The 24331-nt window shown below is 65.5% G+C and carries 26 protein-coding genes and 1 tRNA gene; 7 read left to right on the top strand and 20 right to left on the bottom strand.

What is annotated here, in order from left to right; translation table 11 throughout:
• Positions 1-63 precede the first annotated feature (63 nt).
• Positions 64-894 (bottom strand): M23 family metallopeptidase, encoded by an 831-nt coding sequence (locus tag NF4_RS14270; RefSeq protein WP_063127845.1) that lies wholly within the window; start codon positions 892-894, stop codon positions 64-66.
• A 515-nt stretch (positions 895-1409) separates the two neighbouring features.
• Between NF4_RS14270 and NF4_RS14265 the strand changes: the two genes are divergently transcribed.
• On the top strand, positions 1410-1802 hold the full coding sequence (locus tag NF4_RS14265) for an SCO5389 family protein (RefSeq protein ID WP_063127949.1): 393 nt from the start codon (positions 1410-1412) through the stop codon (positions 1800-1802).
• A gap of 88 nt (positions 1803-1890) precedes the next feature.
• On the opposite strand, the gene NF4_RS14260 is transcribed toward NF4_RS14265, so the two are convergent.
• Complete coding sequence (locus NF4_RS14260; RefSeq protein ID WP_063127844.1) at positions 1891-3528, bottom strand: long-chain fatty acid--CoA ligase; 1638 nt, start codon at positions 3526-3528, stop codon at positions 1891-1893.
• A 570-nt stretch (positions 3529-4098) separates the two neighbouring features.
• Here NF4_RS14260 and NF4_RS14255 point away from each other — a divergent pair.
• Together NF4_RS14255 and NF4_RS14250 are read left to right on the top strand one after the other, a co-directional pair.
• Positions 4099-5559 (top strand): flavin-containing monooxygenase, encoded by a 1461-nt coding sequence (locus NF4_RS14255; protein ID WP_063127843.1) that lies wholly within the window; start codon positions 4099-4101, stop codon positions 5557-5559.
• Positions 5560-5635: 76 nt separating this feature from the next.
• Positions 5636-5708: transfer RNA gene (locus NF4_RS14250), tRNA-Arg, on the top strand.
• A 311-nt stretch (positions 5709-6019) separates the two neighbouring features.
• Here NF4_RS14250 and NF4_RS14245 read toward each other — a convergent pair.
• The 11 genes from NF4_RS14245 to NF4_RS14200 form a co-directional block, all read right to left on the bottom strand.
• The gene (locus NF4_RS14245; protein WP_198165339.1) at positions 6020-7522 is read right to left on the bottom strand and encodes an SDR family oxidoreductase; all 1503 of its coding nucleotides are present in this window, start codon (positions 7520-7522) and stop codon (positions 6020-6022) included.
• Positions 7523-7609: 87 nt separating this feature from the next.
• Entirely contained in the window at positions 7610-7852 is a 243-nt protein-coding gene (locus NF4_RS14240; RefSeq protein ID WP_063127842.1) for a Mur ligase family protein, read from the bottom strand.
• A gap of 196 nt (positions 7853-8048) precedes the next feature.
• Positions 8049-9059 (bottom strand): Rieske (2Fe-2S) protein, encoded by a 1011-nt coding sequence (locus NF4_RS14235; protein ID WP_063127841.1) that lies wholly within the window; start codon positions 9057-9059, stop codon positions 8049-8051.
• The gene (locus NF4_RS14230; RefSeq protein ID WP_063127840.1) at positions 9056-10642 is read right to left on the bottom strand and encodes an FAD-dependent oxidoreductase; all 1587 of its coding nucleotides are present in this window, start codon (positions 10640-10642) and stop codon (positions 9056-9058) included. The genes NF4_RS14235 and NF4_RS14230 overlap by 4 nt, the downstream gene beginning before the upstream one ends.
• Complete coding sequence (locus NF4_RS14225) at positions 10639-10971, bottom strand: lycopene cyclase domain-containing protein (RefSeq protein WP_063127839.1); 333 nt, start codon at positions 10969-10971, stop codon at positions 10639-10641. Before NF4_RS14225 ends, NF4_RS14230 begins: the two co-directional genes overlap by 4 nt.
• Entirely contained in the window at positions 10968-11318 is a 351-nt protein-coding gene (locus tag NF4_RS14220) for a lycopene cyclase domain-containing protein (RefSeq protein ID WP_063127838.1), read from the bottom strand. The genes NF4_RS14225 and NF4_RS14220 overlap by 4 nt, the downstream gene beginning before the upstream one ends.
• 8 nt (positions 11319-11326) lie before the next feature.
• On the bottom strand, positions 11327-12301 hold the full coding sequence (locus tag NF4_RS14215; RefSeq protein WP_063127947.1) for a phytoene/squalene synthase family protein: 975 nt from the start codon (positions 12299-12301) through the stop codon (positions 11327-11329).
• On the bottom strand, positions 12298-13827 hold the full coding sequence (crtI, locus tag NF4_RS14210; protein ID WP_063127837.1) for a phytoene desaturase family protein: 1530 nt from the start codon (positions 13825-13827) through the stop codon (positions 12298-12300). Before crtI ends, NF4_RS14215 begins: the two co-directional genes overlap by 4 nt.
• A 12-nt stretch (positions 13828-13839) precedes the next feature.
• Positions 13840-14241: a polyprenyl synthetase family protein gene (locus tag NF4_RS14205; protein WP_063127836.1), complete on the bottom strand. Its 402-nt coding sequence runs from the start codon at positions 14239-14241 to the stop codon at positions 13840-13842.
• 12 nt (positions 14242-14253) lie between these two features.
• Complete coding sequence (locus tag NF4_RS39790; RefSeq protein WP_269749597.1) at positions 14254-14379, bottom strand: hypothetical protein; 126 nt, start codon at positions 14377-14379, stop codon at positions 14254-14256.
• Positions 14380-14427: 48 nt separating this feature from the next.
• Positions 14428-15750 (bottom strand): glycosyltransferase, encoded by a 1323-nt coding sequence (locus NF4_RS14200; protein ID WP_063814583.1) that lies wholly within the window; start codon positions 15748-15750, stop codon positions 14428-14430.
• Positions 15751-16324: 574 nt separating this feature from the next.
• On the opposite strand from NF4_RS14200, the gene NF4_RS14195 reads away from it, so the two are divergent.
• Positions 16325-16777: a hypothetical protein gene (locus tag NF4_RS14195; protein ID WP_063127835.1), complete on the top strand. Its 453-nt coding sequence runs from the start codon at positions 16325-16327 to the stop codon at positions 16775-16777.
• Positions 16778-16829: 52 nt separating this feature from the next.
• Positions 16830-17891 carry an NAD-dependent epimerase/dehydratase family protein gene (locus tag NF4_RS14190; RefSeq protein WP_063127834.1) on the top strand — a complete coding sequence of 354 codons (1062 nt, stop codon included), beginning with the start codon at positions 16830-16832 and terminating at the stop codon, positions 17889-17891.
• Positions 17892-17934: 43 nt separating this feature from the next.
• Here the strand turns inward: NF4_RS14190 and NF4_RS14185 are convergent, their stop codons facing one another.
• The 3 genes from NF4_RS14185 to NF4_RS38620 form a co-directional block, all read right to left on the bottom strand.
• Complete coding sequence (locus NF4_RS14185; protein WP_063127833.1) at positions 17935-18390, bottom strand: SRPBCC family protein; 456 nt, start codon at positions 18388-18390, stop codon at positions 17935-17937.
• 46 nt (positions 18391-18436) lie between these two features.
• Positions 18437-19057, bottom strand: a complete 621-nt coding sequence (locus NF4_RS14180; protein ID WP_232330464.1) for a hemerythrin domain-containing protein — start codon at positions 19055-19057, stop codon at positions 18437-18439.
• A 197-nt stretch (positions 19058-19254) separates the two neighbouring features.
• On the bottom strand, positions 19255-19620 hold the full coding sequence (locus NF4_RS38620) for a hypothetical protein (protein ID WP_369690934.1): 366 nt from the start codon (positions 19618-19620) through the stop codon (positions 19255-19257).
• A 592-nt stretch (positions 19621-20212) separates the two neighbouring features.
• On the opposite strand from NF4_RS38620, the gene NF4_RS14170 reads away from it, so the two are divergent.
• A complete protein-coding gene (locus tag NF4_RS14170) occupies positions 20213-20515 on the top strand; it encodes a DDE-type integrase/transposase/recombinase (RefSeq protein WP_063127832.1) in 303 nt (100 codons plus the stop codon).
• Positions 20516-20568: 53 nt separating this feature from the next.
• Here NF4_RS14170 and NF4_RS14165 read toward each other — a convergent pair whose 3' ends face one another.
• The 4 genes from NF4_RS14165 to NF4_RS14150 all read right to left on the bottom strand — a co-directional run bounded on the left by NF4_RS14165 (position 20569) and on the right by NF4_RS14150 (position 23888).
• Positions 20569-21003 carry a type II toxin-antitoxin system VapC family toxin gene (locus tag NF4_RS14165; RefSeq protein WP_063127831.1) on the bottom strand — a complete coding sequence of 145 codons (435 nt, stop codon included), beginning with the start codon at positions 21001-21003 and terminating at the stop codon, positions 20569-20571.
• Positions 21000-21251 carry a ribbon-helix-helix protein, CopG family gene (locus tag NF4_RS14160; RefSeq protein WP_063127830.1) on the bottom strand — a complete coding sequence of 84 codons (252 nt, stop codon included), beginning with the start codon at positions 21249-21251 and terminating at the stop codon, positions 21000-21002. The genes NF4_RS14165 and NF4_RS14160 overlap by 4 nt, the downstream gene beginning before the upstream one ends.
• A 125-nt stretch (positions 21252-21376) precedes the next feature.
• Positions 21377-22537, bottom strand: coding sequence for a helix-turn-helix domain-containing protein (locus NF4_RS14155; protein ID WP_063127829.1), 1161 nt, complete (start codon positions 22535-22537; stop codon positions 21377-21379).
• Positions 22538-22709: 172 nt separating this feature from the next.
• Positions 22710-23888: a helix-turn-helix domain-containing protein gene (locus tag NF4_RS14150; protein ID WP_063127828.1), complete on the bottom strand. Its 1179-nt coding sequence runs from the start codon at positions 23886-23888 to the stop codon at positions 22710-22712.
• 152 nt (positions 23889-24040) lie between these two features.
• On the opposite strand from NF4_RS14150, the gene NF4_RS14145 reads away from it, so the two are divergent.
• A partial coding sequence (locus NF4_RS14145) for a hypothetical protein (RefSeq protein ID WP_198165335.1) occupies positions 24041-24331 on the top strand: 291 nt, incomplete at its 3' end.

Raw genomic sequence — 24331 nt, 5'->3', positions numbered from 1 at the left:
GCAGTTCTGTCTGCAATCCCGCGGGGTTGGCAAGGATCGGGCGGTCGAGCGGTTCTGTCGATCTCAGTGCGAGGGTCCCCACTCCAGTGGCACCCCCTTGGACATCATCCAGTTCATCGGATCGATTTTGTTACCACCTTGGTCCCAGATCTCCAGATGCAGGTGGGGGCCGGTGGATTGCCCGCGGTTGCCCACGGTGGCGATCACATCACCCGCGTTCACCCGCTGTCCTTCGCTGACGTAGATATCGTTGACGTGCCCGTAGACGCCGGTGGTGCCGTCGTCGTGCAGGACCCGGACCCACATTCCGAATCCGGAGGCCGGACCGGCCTCGACCACCGTGCCGGAGGCAACCGATTTGATCGGCGCGCCGAGTGTATCGGCGAAGTCGATACCGTAGTGCATGGCGCCCCACCGGCTGCCATAGGTAGAGCTGACGACGCCGGCGACCGGCCGGACCGCGGCGGCGGGGGCGAGCTGCTGATGCAGCTGCTTCAGTGTCTGCTCGGCCTGGGTCAGCGGGGCCGCGACCTCGGGCGGCAGATTCTGCAGGCCGAACGGTGCGGCCACCGGCGCGGGTGCGGCGATCGGAGCGGCCTGAACCGGCGCGGGCTGTGTATCGGCGACCGGCGCGGCCTGCGCCATCCGCTCGGCGGAGGCGGGCGAGGCCTCCGCGGCGGGCGTGACCGGTTCGGCCTTCACGGCCTCCTCGTCGCCGCCGCCGGGCAGCAGCGGCGTCGCGTAGGCGAGGGCGGGAGCGATCTGGGAAGCGGTCCCGATCAGCGCGCCGGCCGCGACAGCGGCTCCGGCTGCGGCGCGGACTTTTTCGGCTGCGGTGGCGGCGGCACGGTGGCGGCGGGGGCGGACCTGCACATCGTCACCGACAAGGCTCATAACGGTGATGGAGCTGGGGCCTAATCGATGGTGCGCCAAAGGTCCGTCCTCGCTATCCGGTCATCAGGGTCGAACGCCGTGCACGGATCCAGCTACTCGAGCCGGGGTGAACGTAACGTTTCGGCATCCGTTGTGACGGTAACTCTACCGGCCCGTGATCGAATCGCAACCTTTTCGGAAAAAGGCCAGTTCAGATGGGTAATACAGTCCGCGCCCCCGGTTGTGAACACTGTCTTTTTCGTAATATTTGCGAGCTTCTCAGCCGACCCCGGGCGACACGGTCACCCCCCGGCAAATCCCGCACACCGACCCCCGACAGCGGCCGTCTTGCACGCCACACGCAGCGGTCACCGGGACAGCAATGAACCCGCTACCACCAAAGCCGCGCGCCGCGAACGACTTTCACGACCAATCGGCTGCTATTGACAACCAATTTCGATTAGACTCGGTCCGGCAGATCTGCACGCGGGTTTCCGCACCATCAGTTGCAAGACCAGTTGACCCAGGAGGTCGCCGTGTCCCTAGATGTCCCCACCGCTCTGCTGGAACGCGCTGAACGCGGTGATGTCACCGATGCCGAATTCGTCGAATGCGTCCGCAACTCGCTGCCCTACGCGTGGGAGGTCGTCAGTCGCGTGGCCGGCGAACTCGGTTCGGGCACCGCGGAATTCGCCGACAACGAAGTGCCCCCGCCGGACGAGACGGCGCGCGGTCAGCTGCTGCGCGCGCTGGCCTCGGATGCCATCCGGGGCGGCCTGGAACGGCACTTCGGCGTCAAACTGGCGTTCCAGAACTGCCACCGGGTGGCGGCGTTCCCGCTCTCGGCGGTCGGCGGTGAGACCTACAGCCGCTTCATCAGCCCGCGCAACCAGTTGCTCAACCAGAGCCCGGAACTGCGTAACTGCTGACCCGGCAGGTCCCCGGCGCGAATTCGCGCCGGGGACCGCGCATCCGGCCGGCAACCCGGCCGCGGATACCGTCCCGGTCCGCCGATTCTCAGTGCACGGTCGTGACGATCAGCTCGCCGTCCGCGTGCTGGGCCCGCAGCCGCTTCTTGTCGAACTTGCCGACACTGGTCTTGGGCACCTCCGCGATGAAGGTCCAGTACTCCGGCAGCTGCCATTTCGCGAAACGATCCGCGAGGAATTCGCGCAGCTCCGCCGGTTCCACCGACGCGCCCTCGGCCGGCACGATCGCCACCAGCGGGCGCTCGTCCCACTTCTCGTCCGGGATACCGATCACCGCCGCCTCGGCCACCGCGGGATGACCCATCACGGCGTTCTCCAGATCCACCGAGGAGATCCACTCACCGCCGGACTTGATCACATCCTTGGACCGGTCCACCAGCGTCAGGTAGCCGTCCGGGCTGATCTTGCCCACATCGCCGGTGCGCAGCCACCCGTCGTCGAATTTGCCGGGGTCCACTTCCACCCCGTCCGGCGAATAGTAGGAGCCGGTGATCCACGGCCCGCGGACCTCGACCTCGCCGAGTGAGTTCCCGTCGTTGGGCACCACGTTCCCGTCGTCACCGACCAGCCGGGCCTGTACCCCGGCCGGGAAGCGTCCCTGGGTGACCCGGTAGGCCCAGGCCTCCTCCTCGGTCACCCCCTGCGGCGGCTGCGCCACACTGCCCAGCGGCGAGGTCTCGGTCATGCCCCACGCGTGGACCACCCGCACCCCGTGCTTCTGCTCGAACGCCTTCATCATCGACGGCGGCGCGGCCGCACCACCCACGATCACCGAACGCAGATGCGTGATGTCCTGCGGATGCGCCTCCAGCGCGGCGAGCACTCCGCCCCAGATGGTCGGCACCGCCGCCGCGAAGGTGGGTTTCACCGCGGCCATCATCTCCAGCAGCGGCGCCGGCTGCAGGAACCGGTCCGGCATCAGCAGATTCGCTCCGGTCAGCAGTGCCGTGTAGGGCAGCCCCCAGGCATTGGCGTGGAACAGCGGCACGATCGCGAGCATGGTGTCGTCGTTGCGCGTTCCCATCGACGAGGGTGTGGTCGCCTGCATGGCGTGCAGCCAGTTGGAGCGATGGGAGTAGACGACGCCTTTCGGGTCACCGGTGGTGCCGGAGGTGTAGCACATCGAGGACGGCGAGCGCTCGTCCAGCACCGGAAAGTCGAACTCGGCCGGGTATTTCGCCAGCAGTTCGGTGTAATCGTGCACGGTCACGCCCTCGGGCGCGGCCAGCGACGCCGCGTCACCGTTCACCACGATCACATGCCGGACTGTTTTCAGATGCGGCAGGTACTGGGCGAACAGCGGCACCAGGCTGGCATCGACGAGTACCACCTGGTCCTCGGCGTGGTTGGCCACGAAAATGAGCTGTTCGGCCGAGAGTCGGATGTTCAGCGCGTGCAGCACCGCCCCCATGGCCGGGATGGCGATATAGGCCAGGAAATGCTCGTTGTTGTTCCACATGAACGTGCCGACCCGGTCGCCCTCGCCGATACCCAGATCGGTGAGCGCGTTGGCCAGCCGGGCCGAGTCGGCCCCGACCTCGCGATAGGTCATGGTGCGCACTCCGTCCCCGGTCCAGGTGGACACCGTGGAATCGCCGACGAAGGTGGACGCGTAGCGCAGCAGCGTGGCCAATGACAGCTGGTCGTCCATCATGGTGCTCAACATCGGAAATACCCCTAACTCATCTGGGCGGCGAACGGTCGCGCGGTGAGCCCACGCCCCTGTGAGACACAGGAACGGGAATGACTCACATCACACACCGCCGAACACTACCGTGGAGTAGCCGGGCGTGGTGAAGGTAGACCGAAACCGGGTGGGATTCACCGGGGGCGCTGGTCAGCGCGGAGAAGAGGCGAACCGATGATCGGCGCCGGACGACGGGATGGAACGCAATGCCCGCGACGCCCCCTGCGGGCCACCGGCACTGCGCCATCGCCGCCGAGCACTCCACTGTGATAACGGGGATTCCGGCCCACTGCCAAGTCAGATAACGGAATGACATCCAAACGAGACACGAACCCAGTTCATGACCCATTGATAGGACGAATATTCGCAGCTCGGAAGCCCCGTAGACCACCGGTTTTACTCACTAACGCCGATAACGCCGGACCTGGCGAGCGCTCGCTTACATATGCACGCGCATCGCCCCCGCGAGCCCGATTCGGTGGCCGAAAATGTCGATTCACTGACCGTCGTTCTCTTCGGCGCCACCGTCGCCCGACCTACTCTGAGAACATGACATCGCCGTCGATCATCATCATCGGGGCCGGGTTCGGTGGGCTCGGTATGGGACTGGAGCTTCTGCGTTCCGGCGTGAAAGATTTCGCCATCCTCGAACGCGCCCAGGACTTCGGCGGCGTCTGGCGCGAGAACACCTACCCCGGCGCGGCCTGCGATGTGCCGTCCCCGCTGTACTCCTGGTCCTTCGAACCGCGCTCCGATTGGCCCCGCCGCTTCTCCGAGCAGGCCGATATCCACGACTACATGCGCCGCGTGGTCGGTAAATACGATCTCCGACGGCACATCCGCTTCGGCACCGAGATCAGCGACGCCGAATACGACGAGACCACCGCGAAGTGGCAGATCCGCACCACCGAGGGCGAACAACTCACCGCCGACGTCCTGATCTCCGCCGTCGGCCAGCTCTCCCGCCCCGCCATGCCGAACATCCCCGGTATCGACACCTTCACCGGCCCCGCCTTCCACTCCGCCGAATGGGACCACGCGATCGACCTCACCGGTAAACGCGTCGCCTGTATCGGCACCGGCGCCAGCGCCATCCAATACATCCCCCGTATCCAGCCGATCACCGAACACCTCACGCTCTTCCAGCGCTCCGCCGCCTGGGTCCTGCCCAAGGCCGACGCTGCCTACGCCCCCCGCCATCACGCCGTCTTCAAGTACCTTCCGCCGGTCCGCTGGGCCGAACGCTTCGGCTGGTGGATGTTCTTCGAGGTCATGGCCCTGGCCCTCACCGACCTCCAGGGCATCCAGGCCCCCGTGGTGAAGGTCGCCGATGGCCACCGCGCCCGCCAGGTCCCCGACCCGATCCTGCGCGAGAAACTCACCCCCGACTACGCCCCCGGCTGCAAACGCGCCCTCTTCTCCAACGACTACTTCCCCGCCCTGAGCCGGCCGAACGTCACCGTGGAGACCAACCCCATCACCGAGATCACCCCCACCGGCGTGCGCACCGCCGACGGTATCCACCACGAAGTCGACGTCATCATCTACGGCACCGGCTTCAAGGGCACCGAATTCCTCGCCCCCATGAACATCTACGGCACGGGCGGCCGCAAACTCGCCGACACCTGGGCCGCCGAAGGCGCCCGCGCCTACCTCGGCGTCTCGGTACCGAAATTCCCCAACCTGTTCATGATGTACGGCCCGAACACCAACGTCGGCTCCGGCTCCATCGTCTACATGCTGGAAGCGCAGGCCCGCTACATCCGTCAGGCCGTCGAATACCTGCGCGACCACCCCGGCCGCGGCCTCGCCGCCCGCCCGGAAACCGAACAGCGCTGGGACGATTGGCTCCAGAAACGCCTGAAGGACACCCCCTGGAACTTCTGCTCCAGCTGGTACCGCAACGCCTCGGGCCGCATCACCAACAACTGGCCGGGCGCCACGGTCCTCTACCGCTGGAAGACCCGCCGCTTCGACCCCGCCGACTACGAGACCAGCCGCGCGGCCTGATCCCACCGGGACCGCTCCCCACGATGCGGCCCCGAAGCGGGTGACCCGGTAGACTCTGCCCACCGGCACGGCCCGGGCCCTCGTAGCTCAGGGGATAGAGCACCGCTCTCCTAAAGCGGGTGTCGCAGGTTCGAATCCTGCCGAGGGCACAAACCTGCGACATATTTCCGCCGGTCATTGGATCAACCTGGCCCTTCACTCCTTCAGACCCAGCCAGACCCAACAGAAACGTGCAGGTCAAGCGGTCTCCCCGTACCAGCCGTCCAGGAAACGCAAAACATGGGCAACCCGGGTCCTGAATCGCTGACCGGATGGCGCGACATACCCCCGCAGAGCCAGCCGAGAATGTCTCGGCAACAGGAACCCTCAGAAGTCAGACCGCCCGGCCCGCTGCGGCGGGCTACGGGTAGCTACCCCGACCACCAAACCGTTACCCGAGATAAAAGTCGTGAACGTCAGTCTACGTCTCGCCGGCGTCGGCCGAAGGCTCGTCGTCGGCCGTGGCGTGTTCAGCGGTTCCTATGATGTTTCGGACCATGCCGCCGAACACTATGTCGTGAAACGGTGTTATCGCTTTCCAGTAGAGATGACCGGCCATTCCGTGCGGTTGGAAAATCGCACGTTGCCGATAGCAAGCTCCGCCGTCGGCCCGAGGCTCGACACCGAGTTCAAGCCAGGCCAGTCCGGGAACTCGCATTTCGGCACGGAGACGCAGCAGTCGCGGACGATCGATGTGTTCCACACGCCACCAGTCGAGCGCTTCGCCGGGATGCAGGTGATGCGGATGTTTGCGGCCGCGCCGCAGTCCTACTCCGCCGGTCACACGATCGATCCATCCACGCAACGACCACGCCAGCGGGAAGGAATACCATCCGTTCTGCCCACCGATCGATTCGATCACCGACCACAGAACGCTGGGCGAGGCATCGGTGTGTCGTTCGCGTACATCTTCGTAGAGGGAACCTCCTGACCAGTCCGGGTCGCTCGGTAGTGGATTCGACGGCACGCCCGCGATATCGGCGTCCGACCATCGGGTCGGCACATCGGCGTTGCGGATCCGAGCCAGTGCGAGTTCGACAGCTTGCTCGTAGTGGGTCGCTCCACCTTCGGGCTCGGGTATGTATGTGGCGATGTCGTTGTCGTGGCATACGACTTCGTGTACGAGTGATTCGATCAGCGGGATCGCCAGTGCCCGCGGCACCGGGGTGATCGCATTGACCCACTGGGCCGACAGCCACGGAGTGAGTGCTGGAACAGGCAGCACCAACCGGCGAGGCAGCCCGGCCACTGCGGCGTACTTCTGCATCATCGTCAAGTACGTGAGTACGTCCGGCCCGCCGATATCGAATGCACGATTGACATCGGCCGGCAGCCAGGCGGCCCGCTCCAGGTAATACAGCACATCGCGTACAGCGATCGGCTGAATACGGTTGTGGACCCATCGTGGGGCGACTATGGCAGGCAGCCGTTCGGACAGATAGCGCAAAATCTCGAAACTCGCCGAGCCGGAGCCGATGATCACTGCTGCGCGTAGTTCCGCGGTAGGAACTCCGGACCCCCGCAAAATCGCTCCCACGTCGGCACGGGAGGCGAGGTGGCGGGACAGCGGGGTCCGTTCCGGAATGATGCCCCCGAGGTAGACGATGCGCCGAGCCCCGGCCGACCGCGCCGCCGTAGCCACCGTTCGCGCGGCGTGCTGATCGATTCGAGCGAAATCGCGACGTGTCAAGGAGTGGATCAGGTAGAAGACACACTCCTGGCCGGCAAGCGCGGCCCGTACATCGTCGGCGACGGTGACATCCCCGCGGACAACCTCGACATGATCGAGCCACGGAGCCTCCGCCACTTTGGCCGGTGTGCGAGCCATCACACGGACTCGGTGACCGGCTCGAATCAGATCCGGCACCAATCGGCCGCCGATGTATCCGGTGGCTCCGAGTACTACACAGCGCATGCCCGCCATATCCTCTCGGTCCGGGGTGATGATGCCCAAGCTCACGAACCGGCCGGCCGCCCTCACCGGAATGATCCACCGGCGAGTGCGCCAACCTCAAGTATCCAGTGAAAGCACGGCGGATTCGCTGCGTTCCGGAGAGGCCACCTCCGTCTTCGCCGTATAGTAATCTTCGAGGTCGCCATGGAAATCTAGAGGGTCCGGGCCGAGGTTGGTGAAGATTGCGTCACGGAATCGGACGCCGGTGACCCGGTGCAGTGCGAGTGCGTGGCTGATACTTCCATCGCGACCGCGCAGGTCCCGTAAGCGTGAATCCCGCCACCGCGGCGAAGACAGCACCGTGGAAGTTCGACGCGGGCAGCGCCGCGTATACCTCCCCGGCGGTTATCAGGCGCGAGTCCTTATTTTATCCCTGTGATCGGTGGCTTTCGTGGTCGCCGCACACAAGACAACCAGCTCGAGCGCTTTCACTCGCGGACCCGTACGGTGTCGTTTTCCGCGAAACGCCCGACGGTTGCGGAGGTGACCGACCTGCTCAGACGCTCCCGCGGGTGCGGAGCCGGTAGCGGCGTTCGGCGTAGGCCAGATCATCGCGCCAGAGGCGGGCCGAGGCACGGTTGATCAGTGGTCGCAGCAGCGGAACAGCGCGGTGCGTATGACGGAAGCCGGGACGATCCGAATACGCGATGACGGCTTCGATTACCGCGGTTCGGGGCCGGCCATCTGGTCCCTGTCCCAGCGCCGTCGCATGGGTTTCCACGACGCTGCCCGCACCTTCGCCCGCGATGATGCGCATGACGATCGTTCGAGGGTCGGGGCAGGTGAATTCCGCTTCGACCGGAACACCGAAGTCGCGGGTCAGGCGAAAGGTGACGGAGAGCCCGAAGCGGTGGTTGTCCTCGTCGATTCCCTCGCGTGGCGGTGTTCGGGTGACAGTGAGGTGGGTGAAGGAGTACGGGTGGAACCACGCACCGTGCCATGGATCGAGTCGGTTGGCGATGATGTCCACGGGTTCGCAGATGCCTACGACCCGGGTTACCCCGTGCAATCTGGTGTCCTCGGGCCGGGCGCCGATAACAGGTGTCTCGGTGGGAGTCTGCCCGCCCACCGCATCCAAGCGCACCCAGGCCAGCACTCCGTCGTCGTAGCTGGGGAACGGGCACCAGTGCGGGGTGCCGTCGGCGCGGATACGGAGGCCGTGCCAGCGGCAGATCAGTGTGCCGTTCTCGACGTGCCCGGTGGCCAGGGGCGCGCCGAGGTGCGGACAAGCGCCCGGCCCGACCCGCAGCGCACCGTCGCGGTCTCGCCATGCGACGATCTCGATCCCGTGCACAGTCGTGCCGAACGGCCGGCCACTGCGAACGGCGCGACTGGCCGCGAACGCGTACCAGTTCCCGCTGGGCAATTGCTGCGACCAGTTCAACGCCGCATCGATCAGCGCGGGATCGGCATCGGGGAAGGTGGGTTGTTGCCGCCACCATTTGCCGCCGGTGGAGCGCCGGAACGGGATATCCGGTTTTCCGGTGAACCGGAGCCGACTGCTCACGATGAGTTTCTTTCACGGATCGCAAAGGTGCGCAGGACGGCCGAGCGGCCGCGGTTGGGCACCGTTTCGAGTGCGTGTCCGGCTCCCTGCCACTGTCGTGCCAGCCCGTTCGCTGCGAGCCAACCCGTCGTCGCCGCGCGTTCCATGAGGGCGACCGGAAGGTCTACCCGAATACCGTCACCGGCCAGCATCAACCGCGGGTGCGGAGTGGCGACCCCGGGCCGCCGCGCGAAATCGCCAGGAGCGAAGCGTGGACAGTCCTGACGCCACAGGATGCGTTCTGCCACGACGTGGGCCGCCGCGGATTCCGGATAGATTTCGTGCAGCCGCGCGCGCAGACGGTGCTGCACGGACTGGCGTACCGGTGCATCGGGTAGCCGCTCACTCGCCGCGTACGCGTGCAGCTCGACGACACTACCGCCACGTTTCCGGGCCCATGCCGCGGCGGTGCGTTCGTAGCGATCGAGGACACTGATATTGTCCACCGGATCGAGATTGCCGGTGGCCAGAAAGCCGGGTCGGTCATGGCGTACCGGCCGATCCAGCCAGAGTCGTTGGACGACGAAGGCAGGCGCGGTTGCCAGTTCCGCCACCCGAGACCGCCATGTGGCCGTCCCCAATTCGGGCGACGCGGCGACGAGATCACGCAAACTTGCCACATCTACGGCCAGGACGACCGCGTCGACGGACGGGCAGGTGCCCGCGTCGGTGTGGAGGCGGAAACCCGCGCCGTCGGGTTCGATCCGGGTGACATGAGTGCCGGTGTGGAAGACAACTCGGCCGGGGACCACCGCAGCGGTGAGGTACTCGGCCAGCGGGTCCCACAGGCCGATATCGAAGTTGTCCCGGGCCACGTCGAACAGCAAACCTTCGCTGGAGCCGAGAAAATAAATGTGGAACATCGTCGCCAGTTCCGCTGCCGACATCTGTCCGGGGGGCATGAAAAAGCTGCGCGAAAACACATCGAAAGCCAAATGACGTGCGGCATCGGGAAAATTGATACATCGCAGGAAAGTGTCGGCGTCGAGGTGGTCGAGTTGACGGTAGATGCGCGGTACCGACACCGCTGCCAGCGGCGCCGCAGCCGACACATCCATCCGGACCAGATCGCGCAGACGAAAGGTCGGGCTGCGTAGCGCGAACACCACCGCGTTCCATGGTGGTGTACGCGGTAGATACCGGAAACCGTCTCGGCGCCCCTCGGCGTCGATCAGCGGATAGTCGTCGACACGCAATAATCGGTTCGCACCTATATCGATGCGCGACAACAGTTTTCGCAAATTGTAGTATTGTGCGAAGATCGCGTGGAAGCCTCGGTTCATACCGGCTTCGGTGCCGTCGGGCAGTGTTTCGGTCCAACCGCCGGCCCGTCCGCCGAGATACCGTTCACGTTCGATCACCTCGACCCGGAACCCTCGTTCTGCCAGGCCGGTGGCTGCGGCAAGACCCGCAATACCCGCCCCGACCACCACCGCACGCGGCCGACGCTGCTCGCCTCGGCCGACGTCCAGTCGTCCGGGTGCGGCGGGGTAGCACACTCGCCGGACATCTCGCGGCGCACCGCCCAGTGCCGTCCGGGTCATGGGGCCGATCCCTCCTGTCGTTGCCGTGCCCGCTCCCAGCCCAAAAGGACCGCCGTCACCAGCGCGAATCCGAAAAAGAAATCCTCGATCGGAATGTCCCAGGGGAACCGTATCCCCAGGATGTGGTCGGGATCGTAGCGCACGATCGGCGCGTCCAGTTTCGTCAACCACCCGTCGACCGGTACTTGGAAGCCCAGCACGATGATCATCGAGATCCAATAGGCCGGCCGCCTCAGCAAACCGGTGCGCAACACCGAAAACTCGACAACACAAACCATGACCGCGGCCGCGATCGCGGGCACCGTATAGGCGAAAATGCCGAGGCTCATTTTCGCCGTCCTGCCACAGGGGTGCGGCGAAAACGATGACGGCTGCCCAGAATCGCCTCGACGGCGACGAAGGTGAGTAGCCCGCAGGTCGGGACGACCAGAAAAAACAGTACCTCCTCGAGGGGTATCGCGCCCGGCAGATCGATACCGAGTACATAGCGATTGTTGAAATTCCACACTCCGCCGGCGACCGCAAGTAAATCCCATGCCAGGAACACCAGCGCGGGTGGCACCACCGCAGCCGCAAGCAATCGCGGGCGGCGATAGACACCACGGCCGAAAATTTCCAGCGGAGCGGTCAACACCAGACAGGCGAGAAGGACCAGCAGGTAGTGCCACTGCGCCATGCCGACTCCTACTCCGGTTCGCTGGTTCGGTGTACGCGGACCTGATCGGGCGGCCGGTGCGGCCGCCGGAGGCGGGCCCACTTCGCTTGCGCCAGGCCCGTAACGCCGACGTATGCTCGCCGGAACGTGCCCACAGTGGCGCGCTGCCCGAATACTTCGAAGGATTCGTCTTCGATACGGTTCAGAATTTCCGAATACAGCCGGAGCGCCGTCGCCACACACGGACGAGAGCGAGGTGCCAGCAAATCGATTCCCTCGCGGGCGTATTCATATATTCTTCTGGTCGAAGCGTGTTGCTCGGCGAGCGCGTTACGCACCCGGCCATCGACGCGCTGCCGGTGGTGGCACCACATCAGCATTTCACGGTCGACACCGTACGCAGCCAGTTCGTCAGCGGGTAGGTAGACTCGGCCGCGTGCCAGATCTTCATCGACGTCACGCAGGAAGTTGGTGAGCTGGAAAGCCTTGCCCAATGCCGCGGCGTAAGGGGCGGCCATCATCGCGGGCCCTTCCGTGCCCAGGACAGGCAACAGTTGCAGGCCGATCACCTCGGCCGAACCATAGACGTAGCGGTCGAGTGCGACCCGGTCCGGGTAATCGGTAACCGTCAGGTCGAGGCGCATCGAGGCCAGGAACGCATCGAATAGTTCCGCGCGGATACCGTAACGGCGGGCGGTATGCAATACCGCGGCCAGTACCGGATCACCCTCGATGTGACCCGTTCTGAACTGTTCTTCCAGTTTCGCCAGGCAGGCCGCGCGGTGCGCGGTGGTCCGGGCCGGATCGACCTCGTCGAGTATGTCATCTGCGCGGCGGGCGAACCCGTACAGCGCATGCACCGCCGGACGTTGATCGGGCGCGAGCAGTCTGGTCGCCAGGAAGAACGTTTTGCCGTGGCGGGCGTTGAGGGCGCGGCACCAAGCATACGATCCCCGTAGTCGCGGATCGGTGATCCCGGCTGCGTCGAGTTCGGTGCGGATCACAACACCCCCGGCCCGGACGAGGCGACGTGCGTCGATGTCCCAGCGTTGCTCGCGCGCCACGGCCCGGTGACCCGATCGGCGGCAAGTCGACCGGAGATCAATACCGGCGGGATCCCGACTCCCGGAACGGTCGAGCCGCCCGCGAGTACGACGTTGTCGATACCGCGGAGCATGTTCGGCGGCCGGAAAGGGCCCGTCTGGGTGAGGGTGTGCGCGAGCGCGAAGGGACTACCGGCAAACATGTCCTGGGCGGCCCACTCGGCGGGCGTCACGACCCGCAGTACCTCGAGGTCGCGCCACCGGCTGCCTATCCGATGCTGAGCGATATCCAGTATCCGTGCGGCGTACTCCTCCCGGAAGCCCGGCCAGTCGTTACGTCCACGCTGCAGATTCGGTACGGGCGCCAAAAGGTACAGCAGATCCCGTCCAGGCGGGGCCAGTTCCGGGTCACCCACCGTGGGACATGTCAGCAGCAGCGACGGATCGGACATGACCTGGCCTTTGCCGATTTCCCGGAATGCGGTGTGCCACGCCGACCCGAACAGCAGACGATGCTGAGCGACCGGGGGTCCGCCACGCTCGCACCCGAGATGCAGCACCACTGCGGACGGCGCGGCTCGTACGCCGAACGGGCGGTGCGAGCGTTGACCGAGCAGTTCGTAGGTGCGATGGCGTTCGACGGTCAACACCAATGAGTCGCAGGGGATGCGCTCTTCGTGCTGGGTGTGCACCTCGGTCACCCGGTCACCGATGCGGACGGCGTTCGTAACCGTGGTCTGGTACCGGAAATCGACGCCGGCCCTGGCGGCTGCGGCGGCCAGTGCCTCGGGCACCGCGTGCATTCCTCCTGCCGGAGAATAGACACCCGAAATCGTGTCCATGTAGGCGATCACCGCATATGCCGCCAAGGCTCGAGTGGGCGCGACTCCGGCATACAGGGATTGAAAGGTGAACACCCGGCGCAGGTCGGGATCAGAAATGAACTTCGCGACCTGGCGATCCCAGCGGCGGAACGCGCCCAGTGCCGCCAAACGGGCCAGAGAGGGGTTCAGTAGAGACAGCGGCGAGTCGAAGTTTGCGGCGATGAACCTCTCGGACTCGGCGCGGTACAGCCGGGTGAGCCAGCCCCGCAAGCGCCGATAGCCGGCAACCTGCCCCGGTCCGGAGAACTCGCTGATCGCCTGCGCCATGGCGTCCTCGTCGCTGTGCACCTCCAGCGTGCGGCCGTCAGCGTAAGTAGCGTGATAGACGGGTGTGACAGGGCGTATGTCGAGCCGATCTTTCGTACACTCGCCGACGGCGGCGAAGACACTGTCCAGTATGTCCGGCATCGTCAATACGGTGGGACCGGTATCGACCCGGTACCCGTGCAAATTCAGCCGACCCATTCGCCCGCCCGGCCCGGGGTCGCGTTCGAGCACAGTGACTTTTCGTCCACGACCGGCCAGATGGATTGCCGCCGACAAGCCCGCGAGCCCAGCGCCTACCACCACTACGTGGTCCGTCGGCCCGCTCACAGTGCGCATCGGTACCTCCTGTCACGAATCGCGCGCGGTACACAGCAATGCCATATGTTCCAGAGCTTGCAGTCGGTCCCGGTCCAGCGGAGCCGTCCTCAGTTCTTCGATCGCCGCCTCGACCCTGCTGTCGATCATGGCCTCGAGGCGTTGCGCTGCACCGGACCGGGATATCGGCGACCGGCAACGTGCGACGGCGGCCGCGTCGAGCGTGGGCCGCTGCAGCAGGCCGGCCAATTCGTCCCGGACCGCAGTGTTCGCGTTCGCCAGCGCGACGACCACCACGCTGGTGTCTTTATCCTGACCCAAATTGCTGTCCCCTGGTTTGCCTGTGATCGTGGGCGAGCCGAAAATGCCGAGCAGGTCGTCACGCAGTTGGAACGCTTCGCCGATCCGGTTGCCGCAAGCACCGAGCGCCCGCATCGTCGCGTCGGGTCATCCTGCCAGACGGGCGCCCAGTTCCAACGGACGCAACACCGTGTAGTTCCCCGATTTCGCGCGTGCGATCGCCAGCACCGACTCTTCACTGGGCGCCGTGCGGACATCATTGGAAAGGTCCACGAAGCGCGCGATAATTTCGCATCGTGTTCACCTTCGACATCGGGCTCATCAGCCGTTGTCCTTCGGTCGTGTGGGCAGTACAGAGTTGTGCGCCGGCGTTGTGGGGACCGATCTCCCCACCTGTGAAAGGACGAACTCGATGGTGTCGAACGACTCGTACCGGGCCATCTCGTCCGCCAGCCGCTTCGCGGCAGTCCGGAACGTAGGGTCGGCGAAGACACGGTCGATCGCGCAGGCCACCGCGGCCGGTGCGGGTGCGATACCACCGAGATCGATACCCGCGCCGGTATAGGCCACCCGCGCGGCGACCTCCGGCTTGTCCGCAGTGTCTCCGGCAACGATGACCGGGACACCACGGCTCAACGCCTGTTGTACGCCGCCGTAGCCACCGTTGGTGATCATGAGGTCGATATGGGGTAACAACTGGGCGTAGGGAACGAAATCGCACACCTGGATGTGTGAAGGCACGGATAATGAATCCAAGTCGTTGCGCGTACCGCCGGTGGTGACCACCACGTTCATATCCGGGCGCTGTGCCAGCGCGGCCAGCGCCGGACGCACCAGTTGATCGAAATCGCCGTTGTCCCAGGTGCCCTGGGTCACGTGGACTACTCGAGGGCGGTCGGCTGTCGATCCCCGGTCGGCGGGTTCCGTGTCCCGGGCCGGTGCAGCTTCTTGCACGGGGCCGGTGAACACCACCGAGGACGGAAGGTCGCGGCGAGGATACTCGAAACCTGGGACGGTGAATTGCAGAACGCGGTCCGCCAAGATCGGCCAGTCGAGTAGAAAAACCGGTGCAGGCGGTATGCCGAGCTCGGCAAGAGTGGCGTTCAGCTCTGCCTGCGAGGACCGGAAGAGCACGTGGTGCACAAACGAATTCATTCGGGTGTAATCGCGACCGGGCTGCGGTTGCCAGCCCAGCCCGAAGGGCGGGCAGTCGGCACTGGACAGGGCCAGCGGTCCGACGCCGCATACCACAAGCGGAGGCCGAGGGCCGCCGGACAGCAGCAGCGGTATCGCGCCACTGAACATCGAGTCCACCAGCACCGCGTCGAAATCTCCGCGCCTCAACTCATCCGACAATGCGGCGTACTGAGCCGTCAGCGGCGCGAGAACGATCGATTGCAGCTCCGCGCGGCCGATGCGCCAGCGACGAACGAGTCCGCGCCCCGTTTTCGGTGCAATGGGACGAACACCCGTCGCCCGCGGGAGCTCCGCGAACGGTAGCTCGTATTCGGTGGCGGTTCTCCGGAACTCGGCGCCGGTGAGCAAGCGGACCTGGTGGCCGCGCTTGTTCAGCGCTCGCGCTATGGTGGCCAGTGGGTGCACATGACCGGGTATGGGACTGACGGCCAGCAGATATCGACCCATCCAGGTGTTCCTTGCCGATGTGTCGCCGGAACGCCTGACAGTTGTCCGGCGCGCGGTGCCTGCTGCTTACGCTTGCCCTCCACGCCCATACAACGGCTTGGACAGGCTCGGAACACACACTCGCTGGACGACGACGGTCCCGGTGGCTTATACCAGCAGACTACGAATTACTCCGCGCCGCCGCCAGCCGGTTCATATGAACGCCACGAGCGGTGACACCTCTTGCCGACTCCTGCAGGGATACGCGGTCGAGTTTAGAACGCCGCGATGAACAGCACAACGGTTCACCCTGTAGCGCAATTGTTGCATGCCGGCACTCTGTCATCCGCGCACCGGAAGCCGATTCTGCCTCGGTACACGCATCCGGACAGCTTGCGGATCAGCCGCCGGCGTCGGTCACTGCCTGATGGAGCTCGCCGTTGCCGTCACGCGGCCATAATGCCGCGTGCGAGTGACACCTTATTGCGAGCGGCGTTGGCACCTGCCTCACCGCCTGACAGCCTATTCGCTGTCGGGTATATGACTCGCCGCTTCGAACGTCACCGCTTCGGCGCAGGCTCGATAACCTTGTTCGATGACGGTGATACGCGACGGAGACGGCGGAAATACTGCGGATCGGCACCGTCGACCGGCGGGCGTCGATGATACAACGGTCGAAGCCACTGGGAAATTGTCGGAGGCGCTGGAAATCACCGAGCGCGCCCGCGGACATCTGTACGCGTTCCACCAACTGACCGGCGGCGCTGATCTCGCGCTCGGCCGAGCCGCAGAATTGCTCCGGAAGGCGGGCCATGACCGTTTCGCCGAGCGAATAACAACCGAGCTGCTGGGTCGCAATGTCCTCGAGGGACGCTGGACCTTTCAAATCGTCGAGGAGTACGACGACGGATACTACGAGTCGTTTCGCAGAATCGAGCGCGACACCCGCGAGGAACTTCTGCAGGGTTGCCGTCATGTTTACGAAGCCGAGATGAAGGAGACACGGCGCACCCGCGGTCGCCCCGGCCACGAGGCAGGCCCCCAGTGAGTACCGCGCAGCTGTCGACTCGACGAGCTGGCACAAGCGCCCGGAGGCCGGCATGAAAATCGTCGTCACCGGCGCGAGCGGGAACATAGGGACCGCAGTGCTGCGTGCGCTGAGCGGGGAAAATCGGGAGTTGATCGGCATCGCCCGCCGACGCCCGCCACAGGACCAAGAACCATACAGCCGCGTTCGGTGGCTCGAATGCGATATCGGTGAGCCCCGGGCAGTCAACGTACTGTCCGATGCCTTCACCGGGGCCGACGCGGTGGTGCATCTGGCTTGGGCGATTCATCCGCGGCGGACGGACCCGCCGATGAATCGCACCAATACCGAAGGCAGTGCGCATGTGCTGCAAGCCGTATCCGCCGCAGAGGTGCCGCACCTGGTGTGCGCATCGTCGGTGGCAGCGTACACGCCCGCCGAGCGTTGGAGTCGCGTCGACGAGTACCAGTCGCGGACTGGACTGCCGAACAGCGCCTACAGTCGCGGAAAAGTTGTACTGGAGACGCAACTCGATGCGTTCGAACACAATGAACCGGCGACACAGGTCGCACGAATTCGACCGTGTGCCGTAGTTCAGGGTGACTCGGCGGCGGAGTTGAGCGGCTGGTTGTTCGGCTCACTGCTGCCGCGGTCGCTGATCGGCCGACGCTGGACACCCGTCCCGCTGTGGAAGCACCTTCGCTTGCAGCTTGTCCATGCCGACGATGTCGCCTCAGCCCTCCAGGCCATTCTCGAGCAGCGCGCCGCGGGAGCGTTCAACCTGGCCGCTGACCCCACCATGTCGGCGCGAATGCTCGCGGAGACGTTCGGCGGTTTCCGCGCGCCGGTTTCCCGCACGGTCCTGGCAGCAGGGGCCGCGGCGGGCTGGCGACTCGGCCTGCTACCTCTGCACCCGGCCTGGCTCGACCTGGCCGACCGCGCCTGCCTCGTCGACTCGGGAAAAGCCCGCCGCGAGCTCGGGTGGGTGCCGCGCTGCGACGCCGTCGCGGCTTGCGACGAGCTCGCGAAGACGATGCGCGGCGGCCGATCCGGGCCCAGCGATCCCCTGGCACCCGCCCGTCCTCGGGTTCGGTTCGGGCGGCCGACTCATCAGAGTCAGAACCCGCTGGATTGAACTCGGCCCGCTGTCGCCGTGTCAGGTCCGGAAATCGGCGGTGTCAGGTGAAGCCGGTAACCGCCCGGCCGACGGCCAATGCCGCGAGACGCCGTAATGATTCTTGATTGCGTGGAGCGAGCACGCGATCCTGGAATCCGGACGGCAATATGCGGCCGGGCCCTTCGCAGACGCGCTCGGCAATACGCACCTCGGTGAGATCCGGCCGGAGTTCGACAAGGCTCAGCACTATGCGGGCCGCACCCAGCGGCCACAGCCGGGCCTTGAGTTCGAGCCGGTGTGGCGCGTCCACCGCGAGAACGACGGTGGTGTCGTGCCGGGCCAGCGGCCACCCGCCGACGCTGTGGTAGATACGAGTACCAGCGCTCGGCCAATCGGCATCGACCTCTCGGATATGGGTGGTGCCGACAACCCACAACGCATAAAGCCAGCCGTCGGCGAAAATCGCAAAGATGTCCTCGGCAGGTAGTGGAATACGCACGCTCGGTTCGGCAACCATCGTTTCTCCGATCGTCGGCCCTGGATGCGGTCGGTTCGGGGCGCGATCATCCCCTCTGCCCAAGAGCGGCCGGTAACGCCTTTACCCCGCCGCGTGAATCGCAAACAGCCGCGGTAGTTGAAGCGCTCAGCACCGCCGGTTCCTGTTTGGCGCGGTCGAGGCGGTCCCGGAAACGATCGATCGGTGAGAGCGGCAGCGCCGCCAGTGCATTACCCGGCGGGCGGCGCGCCACGACCGGGTGCGCCCGGGTCGGAGCGGTGACCCGCACGGTCCACCATGCCCAGCCGGCCCGGCGCAGTAACTCGGGAGAGACAGCTTCCTGAAGTCTCGGCAGCAGAACGTCCTCTTCATCGCGGACGTCTTCGCGCAGCAGCACTGCTATCTGTTCGAACAGTCGATGGTGTTCCACATCGTTCGGATCGAAAGTTTCCAGCTCGGTGAACAGTTCGTTGATCCGTTGATGCTCCTGCTCCACCCGCAGGGTCATTTCGTCGCCGTCGGACAGTACGCGGCGCAGTAGCGGCCACAGCACCGCCTCCTCGGCGAAGGCATGGGGGAACACCAGCCGGCACAGCGCTGTCAGGGCGTCCTGGCGATCGGTGCCCGTGCCTGCGGCGACGCGCCTCAGCAGTGTTTCGAGATGCTGGTGATCGCGACGTTGCCGCACCAGCACACTGTGTGGGGCCCACCTAATTCCGTTTCGCTTCGGTCGGCGATCGATCGCACTGTCCGCGCACCTCCTCGTCGGGGCGCCGGTGAGCGCCTACCCCGAGAACGGGAGAACAAGCGCGTCCACATGCCACTTCTGCGCGCCTCTGCCGGCCGGCTCCTGGGTCCGCGCTCAACGGTCTCTGCGTGGTTCCGTCATCGGTACGAGATCTGGCGGGTGAATACCGGAAGGGCCGGTCGACGCCCCGTCTGCCACCGATATACACCCGCGCCGAGCGCGTAGGACAGATGACCGCCCAGGGCACCGCCGACACCGACCGCTACCAGCCCCAGCGCACCGAGGATCGTGGCGTGACGTTCGTTGGCTCTACGCAGGCAAGCGCCCAGGAACAACGCACTGCCCACCGTGTTTGCCGACGCGTGAACCACCGCCACGCGCTGCTGCGGTGTATCGAGTCCGCGCACCTCGGCCAGACCGGTGACGAGGGTGGGCACTGCAGCGGACAAACCGAGAAGAACCAGACGGTGCGCCGAACCGTAGCGACCGGCCAGGCGAAACACAGCAGCGCCCGACCACGCTCCGATGGGCACCGTGACCAATAGCGGGTACACCGGATGTCCCAGCCACGAGCCCCGCAACCACTCCCCGATGCGGCCGCGCCCTGGAAATGCTCGGCCACGGCGGAAAGCGCCGCGGCCAGCCGATCCGCCACTCCCGCCCGCTCGACTCTTCGCAGAACTCGATGCATGGTCATTTCGGTGCTTCACCCACTCACCTCGTGACAAACTGCCGAACTTTGAAGAGCTCACTCATCTCACCTCTTGTCCGGTGTGGACGGTGTCGCGTAAGGAGGGTATGAGCTCGCGAGCACCCTTGATGGGGCAAGAAGCGGCCCAGCCATCACGCCCTGTGGCGAATCGACCCGATCGCGCACGTCGGACACCCTGACGGACGCATAACCGGCGAGCTTGCCGCCCTGAGCTGCGAGGTCAGCCGCCGAGCAGTGACTCGGCATCTGACCGGACTCGGCTTCGGCAGACGTCGGTCATCGACTCAGGCGGTGACAACAACCGCAAGCTAGGCAAGATCACCGCCCGCCGGCCGGAGCACATGGTCCACCTTGACGTGCGAAGGTCGGCCGGATCCACAACGGTGGCGGGCTGGCGCCTCCATAGCCGCAACAGCGACCAGGCCAAGGCCGTCGGTCGCGCCAAATCAGCCGGTGCGAAGCGCCGGTACATCTACCTGCCCTCAGCAGCCCACGGCTACTCCCGGCTCTTCTACACCGAGCCCCTCAGCAACGAGAAGGTGGCGACTGCTACGGCATTCCTGGCCCGCGCGAAGATCTGGTTCGCCGCCCACGGCATCACCCATATCAATCGCGCGGTGACCGATAACGGCGCGTGTTACCGCTCCAGCGACTTCGGGCGGATCGTTGGCAACAAGTTTCGGTAACAGAAGACCAGGCCCTACACACCGCGCCACAACGGGAGAATAAGCGTTACCGACTAGAGATCATCGGGCAACAGGCGGAACGCGGCATCACCGGTGAGCGGGCTGATTGCGCGGAAATCACGTCGGTCGAGTGTCAATATCGCCACGGTTTCGTATCGTTCCGCCAATGAAACATTGGTGGCGTCTGTGAGATCCAGGCGCAAGGCCAGGTATCTGTTCTGCACCCTGCGTGCGACCCGCAACAAGTCCGCCGAGACCGTGGGCACTTCGATGCGTCCGGTGCGCTCTTGCGCCAATATCCAATCATTCACCGCATATGCGGCGCGACGATTGAGATTTCGGGTGGTGATGTGTTCGACTTCGAGCAACACGAGGGGAGAGACGATGGTCAGCGCCGCCTGCTGCAGCGCTGCGCGCGCGCAGACGTGCTCGGGATCCGCGGAGTTGAAAGCGGCGACCAGCCCCGAGGTGTCGCCGATCACGATCATCCAGCATCGGATTCGGTGTCGGTGATCGCTTCTCGCACAGTGCTATCGATTTCATCCGGCGACACCGCATGCCCGTAGTCGAGTACGGGGATATCCCACTCCTCATCCCATCGGCGAGTGCGTATCGCGGCCAGATGAAAAGCTTCACGAAAGTATTCGGATTCCGGCCGCCCTTCGCGTGCCGCGGCCTTCTTCACCAGTTCGAGGTCGGCCTCGTCGACCATGACTGTCGTCTTCTTCAGACCCATAAGGTTATGGTACCCCCACCATAACATGGTGGCGAGCGCAACATATCACCTGCTCGCGGCCCTTCACTGCGTGGCCCGAGGAGATCGCCCTCGACAACCGAGCCCCTGTCCGATCGGAATGCCGGTCAGAAGGAGGCACCCAGCCAGGATGCGAACCCGACAAGGCTCTCGCTCTGCCGACGCTGAGCCCCAGCGATACCGTGCAGAGTTTCCCGGACCGCGGGATGCAGGCGCGTCTGCTGCGGGGCGGCGACGCGGGCCCGATTGAGCGCGATCAGGGCTTTATCCGGCTTCCCGGACATCAACCATGCCCTGGCATTGTCCTGCCAGTGATGGCCCAGGCGGGTCGGCGGAGCTCCGGCCACGGCGGTGAGCTGTGCGCCTTCCCGTGCGGCACGGTGCGGGTCGCCGGCTTCGAGTTCGATCGCGTGCCTGTGGATCCGCACGTTGAGCGGGCCGAAAGCGGTCATATACGAATCGGTTTCGCCGGTTCGTCGCGCGATATCGGCTGCCGCGTCGATATGGTTCATCGCGTTCGTGTAGTTCAGTTTCCGGGCTTCGTTGACGGCCGCCGCCAGATGGGAGTAGCCCCCGATCACGAGGCCTGCCGCGGTTTCGTCTGCCGCTGCGATCGCGGTATCGATGAGCTGCTCCGCGACCACTGATTCCGCGTAGTGCGTGAGGACCCGGGCCCGGGCCAACACCGATAACGCGCCCCAGTGGGCGTCGTCCGCCAACGGTGCGTACGTATCGGCCAGGTCCAGTGCGGGTAGTGCGAGCAGGAGATGACCGGTGCGCCGGACGCACCACTCGCCCAGCACATACGCCGAGGTGAGAAGTGTGTACGCATGGGCTTGCGCGTCACTGGTGAGATCTCTGACCGCTCCGTGCGCCCGGCGGATGATCCCGGGTATTACTTCGATTGCTTGACGGGTTCGGTCGCTTCGATAGAGCTGCTGAGCCGCAGTGAGATCCGCTTCGAGTTGCGCGACCGGGCCTGGGTCGACACCTCGCGCGTAACGTCCTTCGGCGAGCAGCGCCGATAGTTCGTTCACCGCATCCGACAGCGGTTTGCCGTCGTCGTAGGGTGCCCCGGTCAAGTGTTCCGGTGTCACTCGCAGGGCGCGCGCGATTGCGGAGATGAAGCCGGCGGACGCCGGTTCTCGCCCTTGCTCCACCGCTTTGATCATGCTGAGGCTGTATGCCGAGCGGGTGGCAAGTGTCTGTTGGCTGAGACCCGCGATCTTGCGTTCCGCCGCGATCCGCTGGCCCACGTTCTCGCTCATACTTCGAGAGTAAGGACGGATCGTACAGCTGTCCGCCGAGCTCACAGCCGACCCGGTAGTCCTGTCCCTACTCTGTCCCTTCAGCTGCGGAAGGCACTGGTTCGTCGAGCATTTCGGCGATGAGCGTGATCCGCCGAACAACGCAGCCCGAAGAACAGCGCCAAACCGTTTTTCAGAGCGACGCCCCCAGCCAGGAAGCGAACCCGACAAGGCTCTCGCTCTGCCGACGCTGGGCAGCCGCTATCCCGTGGACCGTCTCACGCACCGCCGGGTGCAGCCTCGTCTGCTGCGGTGCGGTTGCCCGGGCCTTGTTCAGGGCGGCCAGCGCCTTGTCCGGTTTCCCGGCCATCAGCCAGGCCCGGGCATTGTCCTGCCAGTGGTGACCCGCTCGGGGCGCGGCCATATCCGGAGGTAGGCGGAGAGCGGCGCCGTCATGAGCTGCTTTACCCGGGTCGCCTGCCTCGAGTTCGATCGCACACGCGTGCACGGCGACGTTCCCCGGACCGAAGTCGGTTGTGTACAGGCGGCTCTCGTGACGCATCGGTGCGGCGATGGCACTCGCCTGTCCGATGTGCTCACGGGCGAGATCGAGCCGACGGCCGCGCGCTGCCACGATCGCACCACGCAGATGGCTGTAGCCGCGCAGCACTCGTTCGGATTCCGTATCGCCCGGCACGAGGTCGAGGCCACGCCCGACGAGTGACATCGCGGCATCGGTCGAGTCGCACGACATCAGCAGCCGTGATCGTTTCATCAGGGCGCGCACGGTGAATGCCGGGCTGCCGGTGTGTGCGGCGGCCTGGTCGAGGCGGTCGAGGACGAGGGCGGTCAGGGCGGCATAGCCCAGACGGACACAGGCGCCTTCTGCCGCAACATATGCCGAGCAGAGCAGGGAGTACACCTCCGCTCTGTCGTGTTCCCCACCGGACGATTCGATTGCGCCGTGCAACTGCCTGATCAGTGAAGGCAAAAGGGACAGCGCGTGGCGCGTCCGGTCGGTGCGCATGGCCTTCTCGACCGCGGCGAGGCCGGCGAGCAGTACCGGTCGATCCGGCGGTTGCTCAGGACGAATATGGCTGCCCTCGGCGAGCAACGATCGCAACTCTTCGAGGCCGGACACCGGGCCGTCTTCGGCCAGCGTCTCCACATACGGAGTGCCCTGCAATCGGTCCGGATCGACACCCATCGCCTTTGCGACCGCCGCCACGAAACCGGCCGACGCCGCCTCCCGCCCCTGTTCGACCGCCTTCACCATCGACAGCGAATAACCGGCCCGATTCGCCAAACCCACCTGGCTCAACCCGGCGAGCTTTCGCTCGGCGGCGACGCTCTTCCCGATATGGCCCTCCATGCAGCGAGGGTAGATCGATTTCCCCGAGCTGTCTCCTGTCCCCTACCTGTCCTTCTGCGGTCCTGTCGCGCACGAAAGTTGCTGGCACGCCTCGCCGTCGGGTGAAGCCGCCCCGACGGCGAGTGCATACCAAGGGACGGGAAGGGGTGCGTGTGGACAGGGCGCTGGGGTTGGTTCGGCGAGATATCTACGGCGGTGGAGTCGATCTGCATCGGCTCGCCGAGCGGCACGGGTACCGGGTGGTGTGGACGGTGCGGCTCGATACCGCGCCGCTGGCCTCCGGGCTGATCGTCGCCTCGGCGATCATCGAGCACAATGTGCGCGCGGTCGTCGTGCCGACGTTCGAGCACGCCGATTCGGTGCGTCATATCGTCACCGACCTGGCCGCGCTGGTCACCCCGATGTGCCACTATCCGCGCGGGTACCGGTGGCCGGTGGTCGAG

Source organism: Nocardia fusca NBRC 14340, assembly GCF_001618425.1.
Classification (GTDB): Bacteria; Actinomycetota; Actinomycetes; order Mycobacteriales; family Mycobacteriaceae; genus Nocardia; species Nocardia fusca.
The sequence above is the reverse complement of the archived record's forward strand: the minus strand, read 5'-3'. Positions and strand labels throughout refer to the sequence as shown.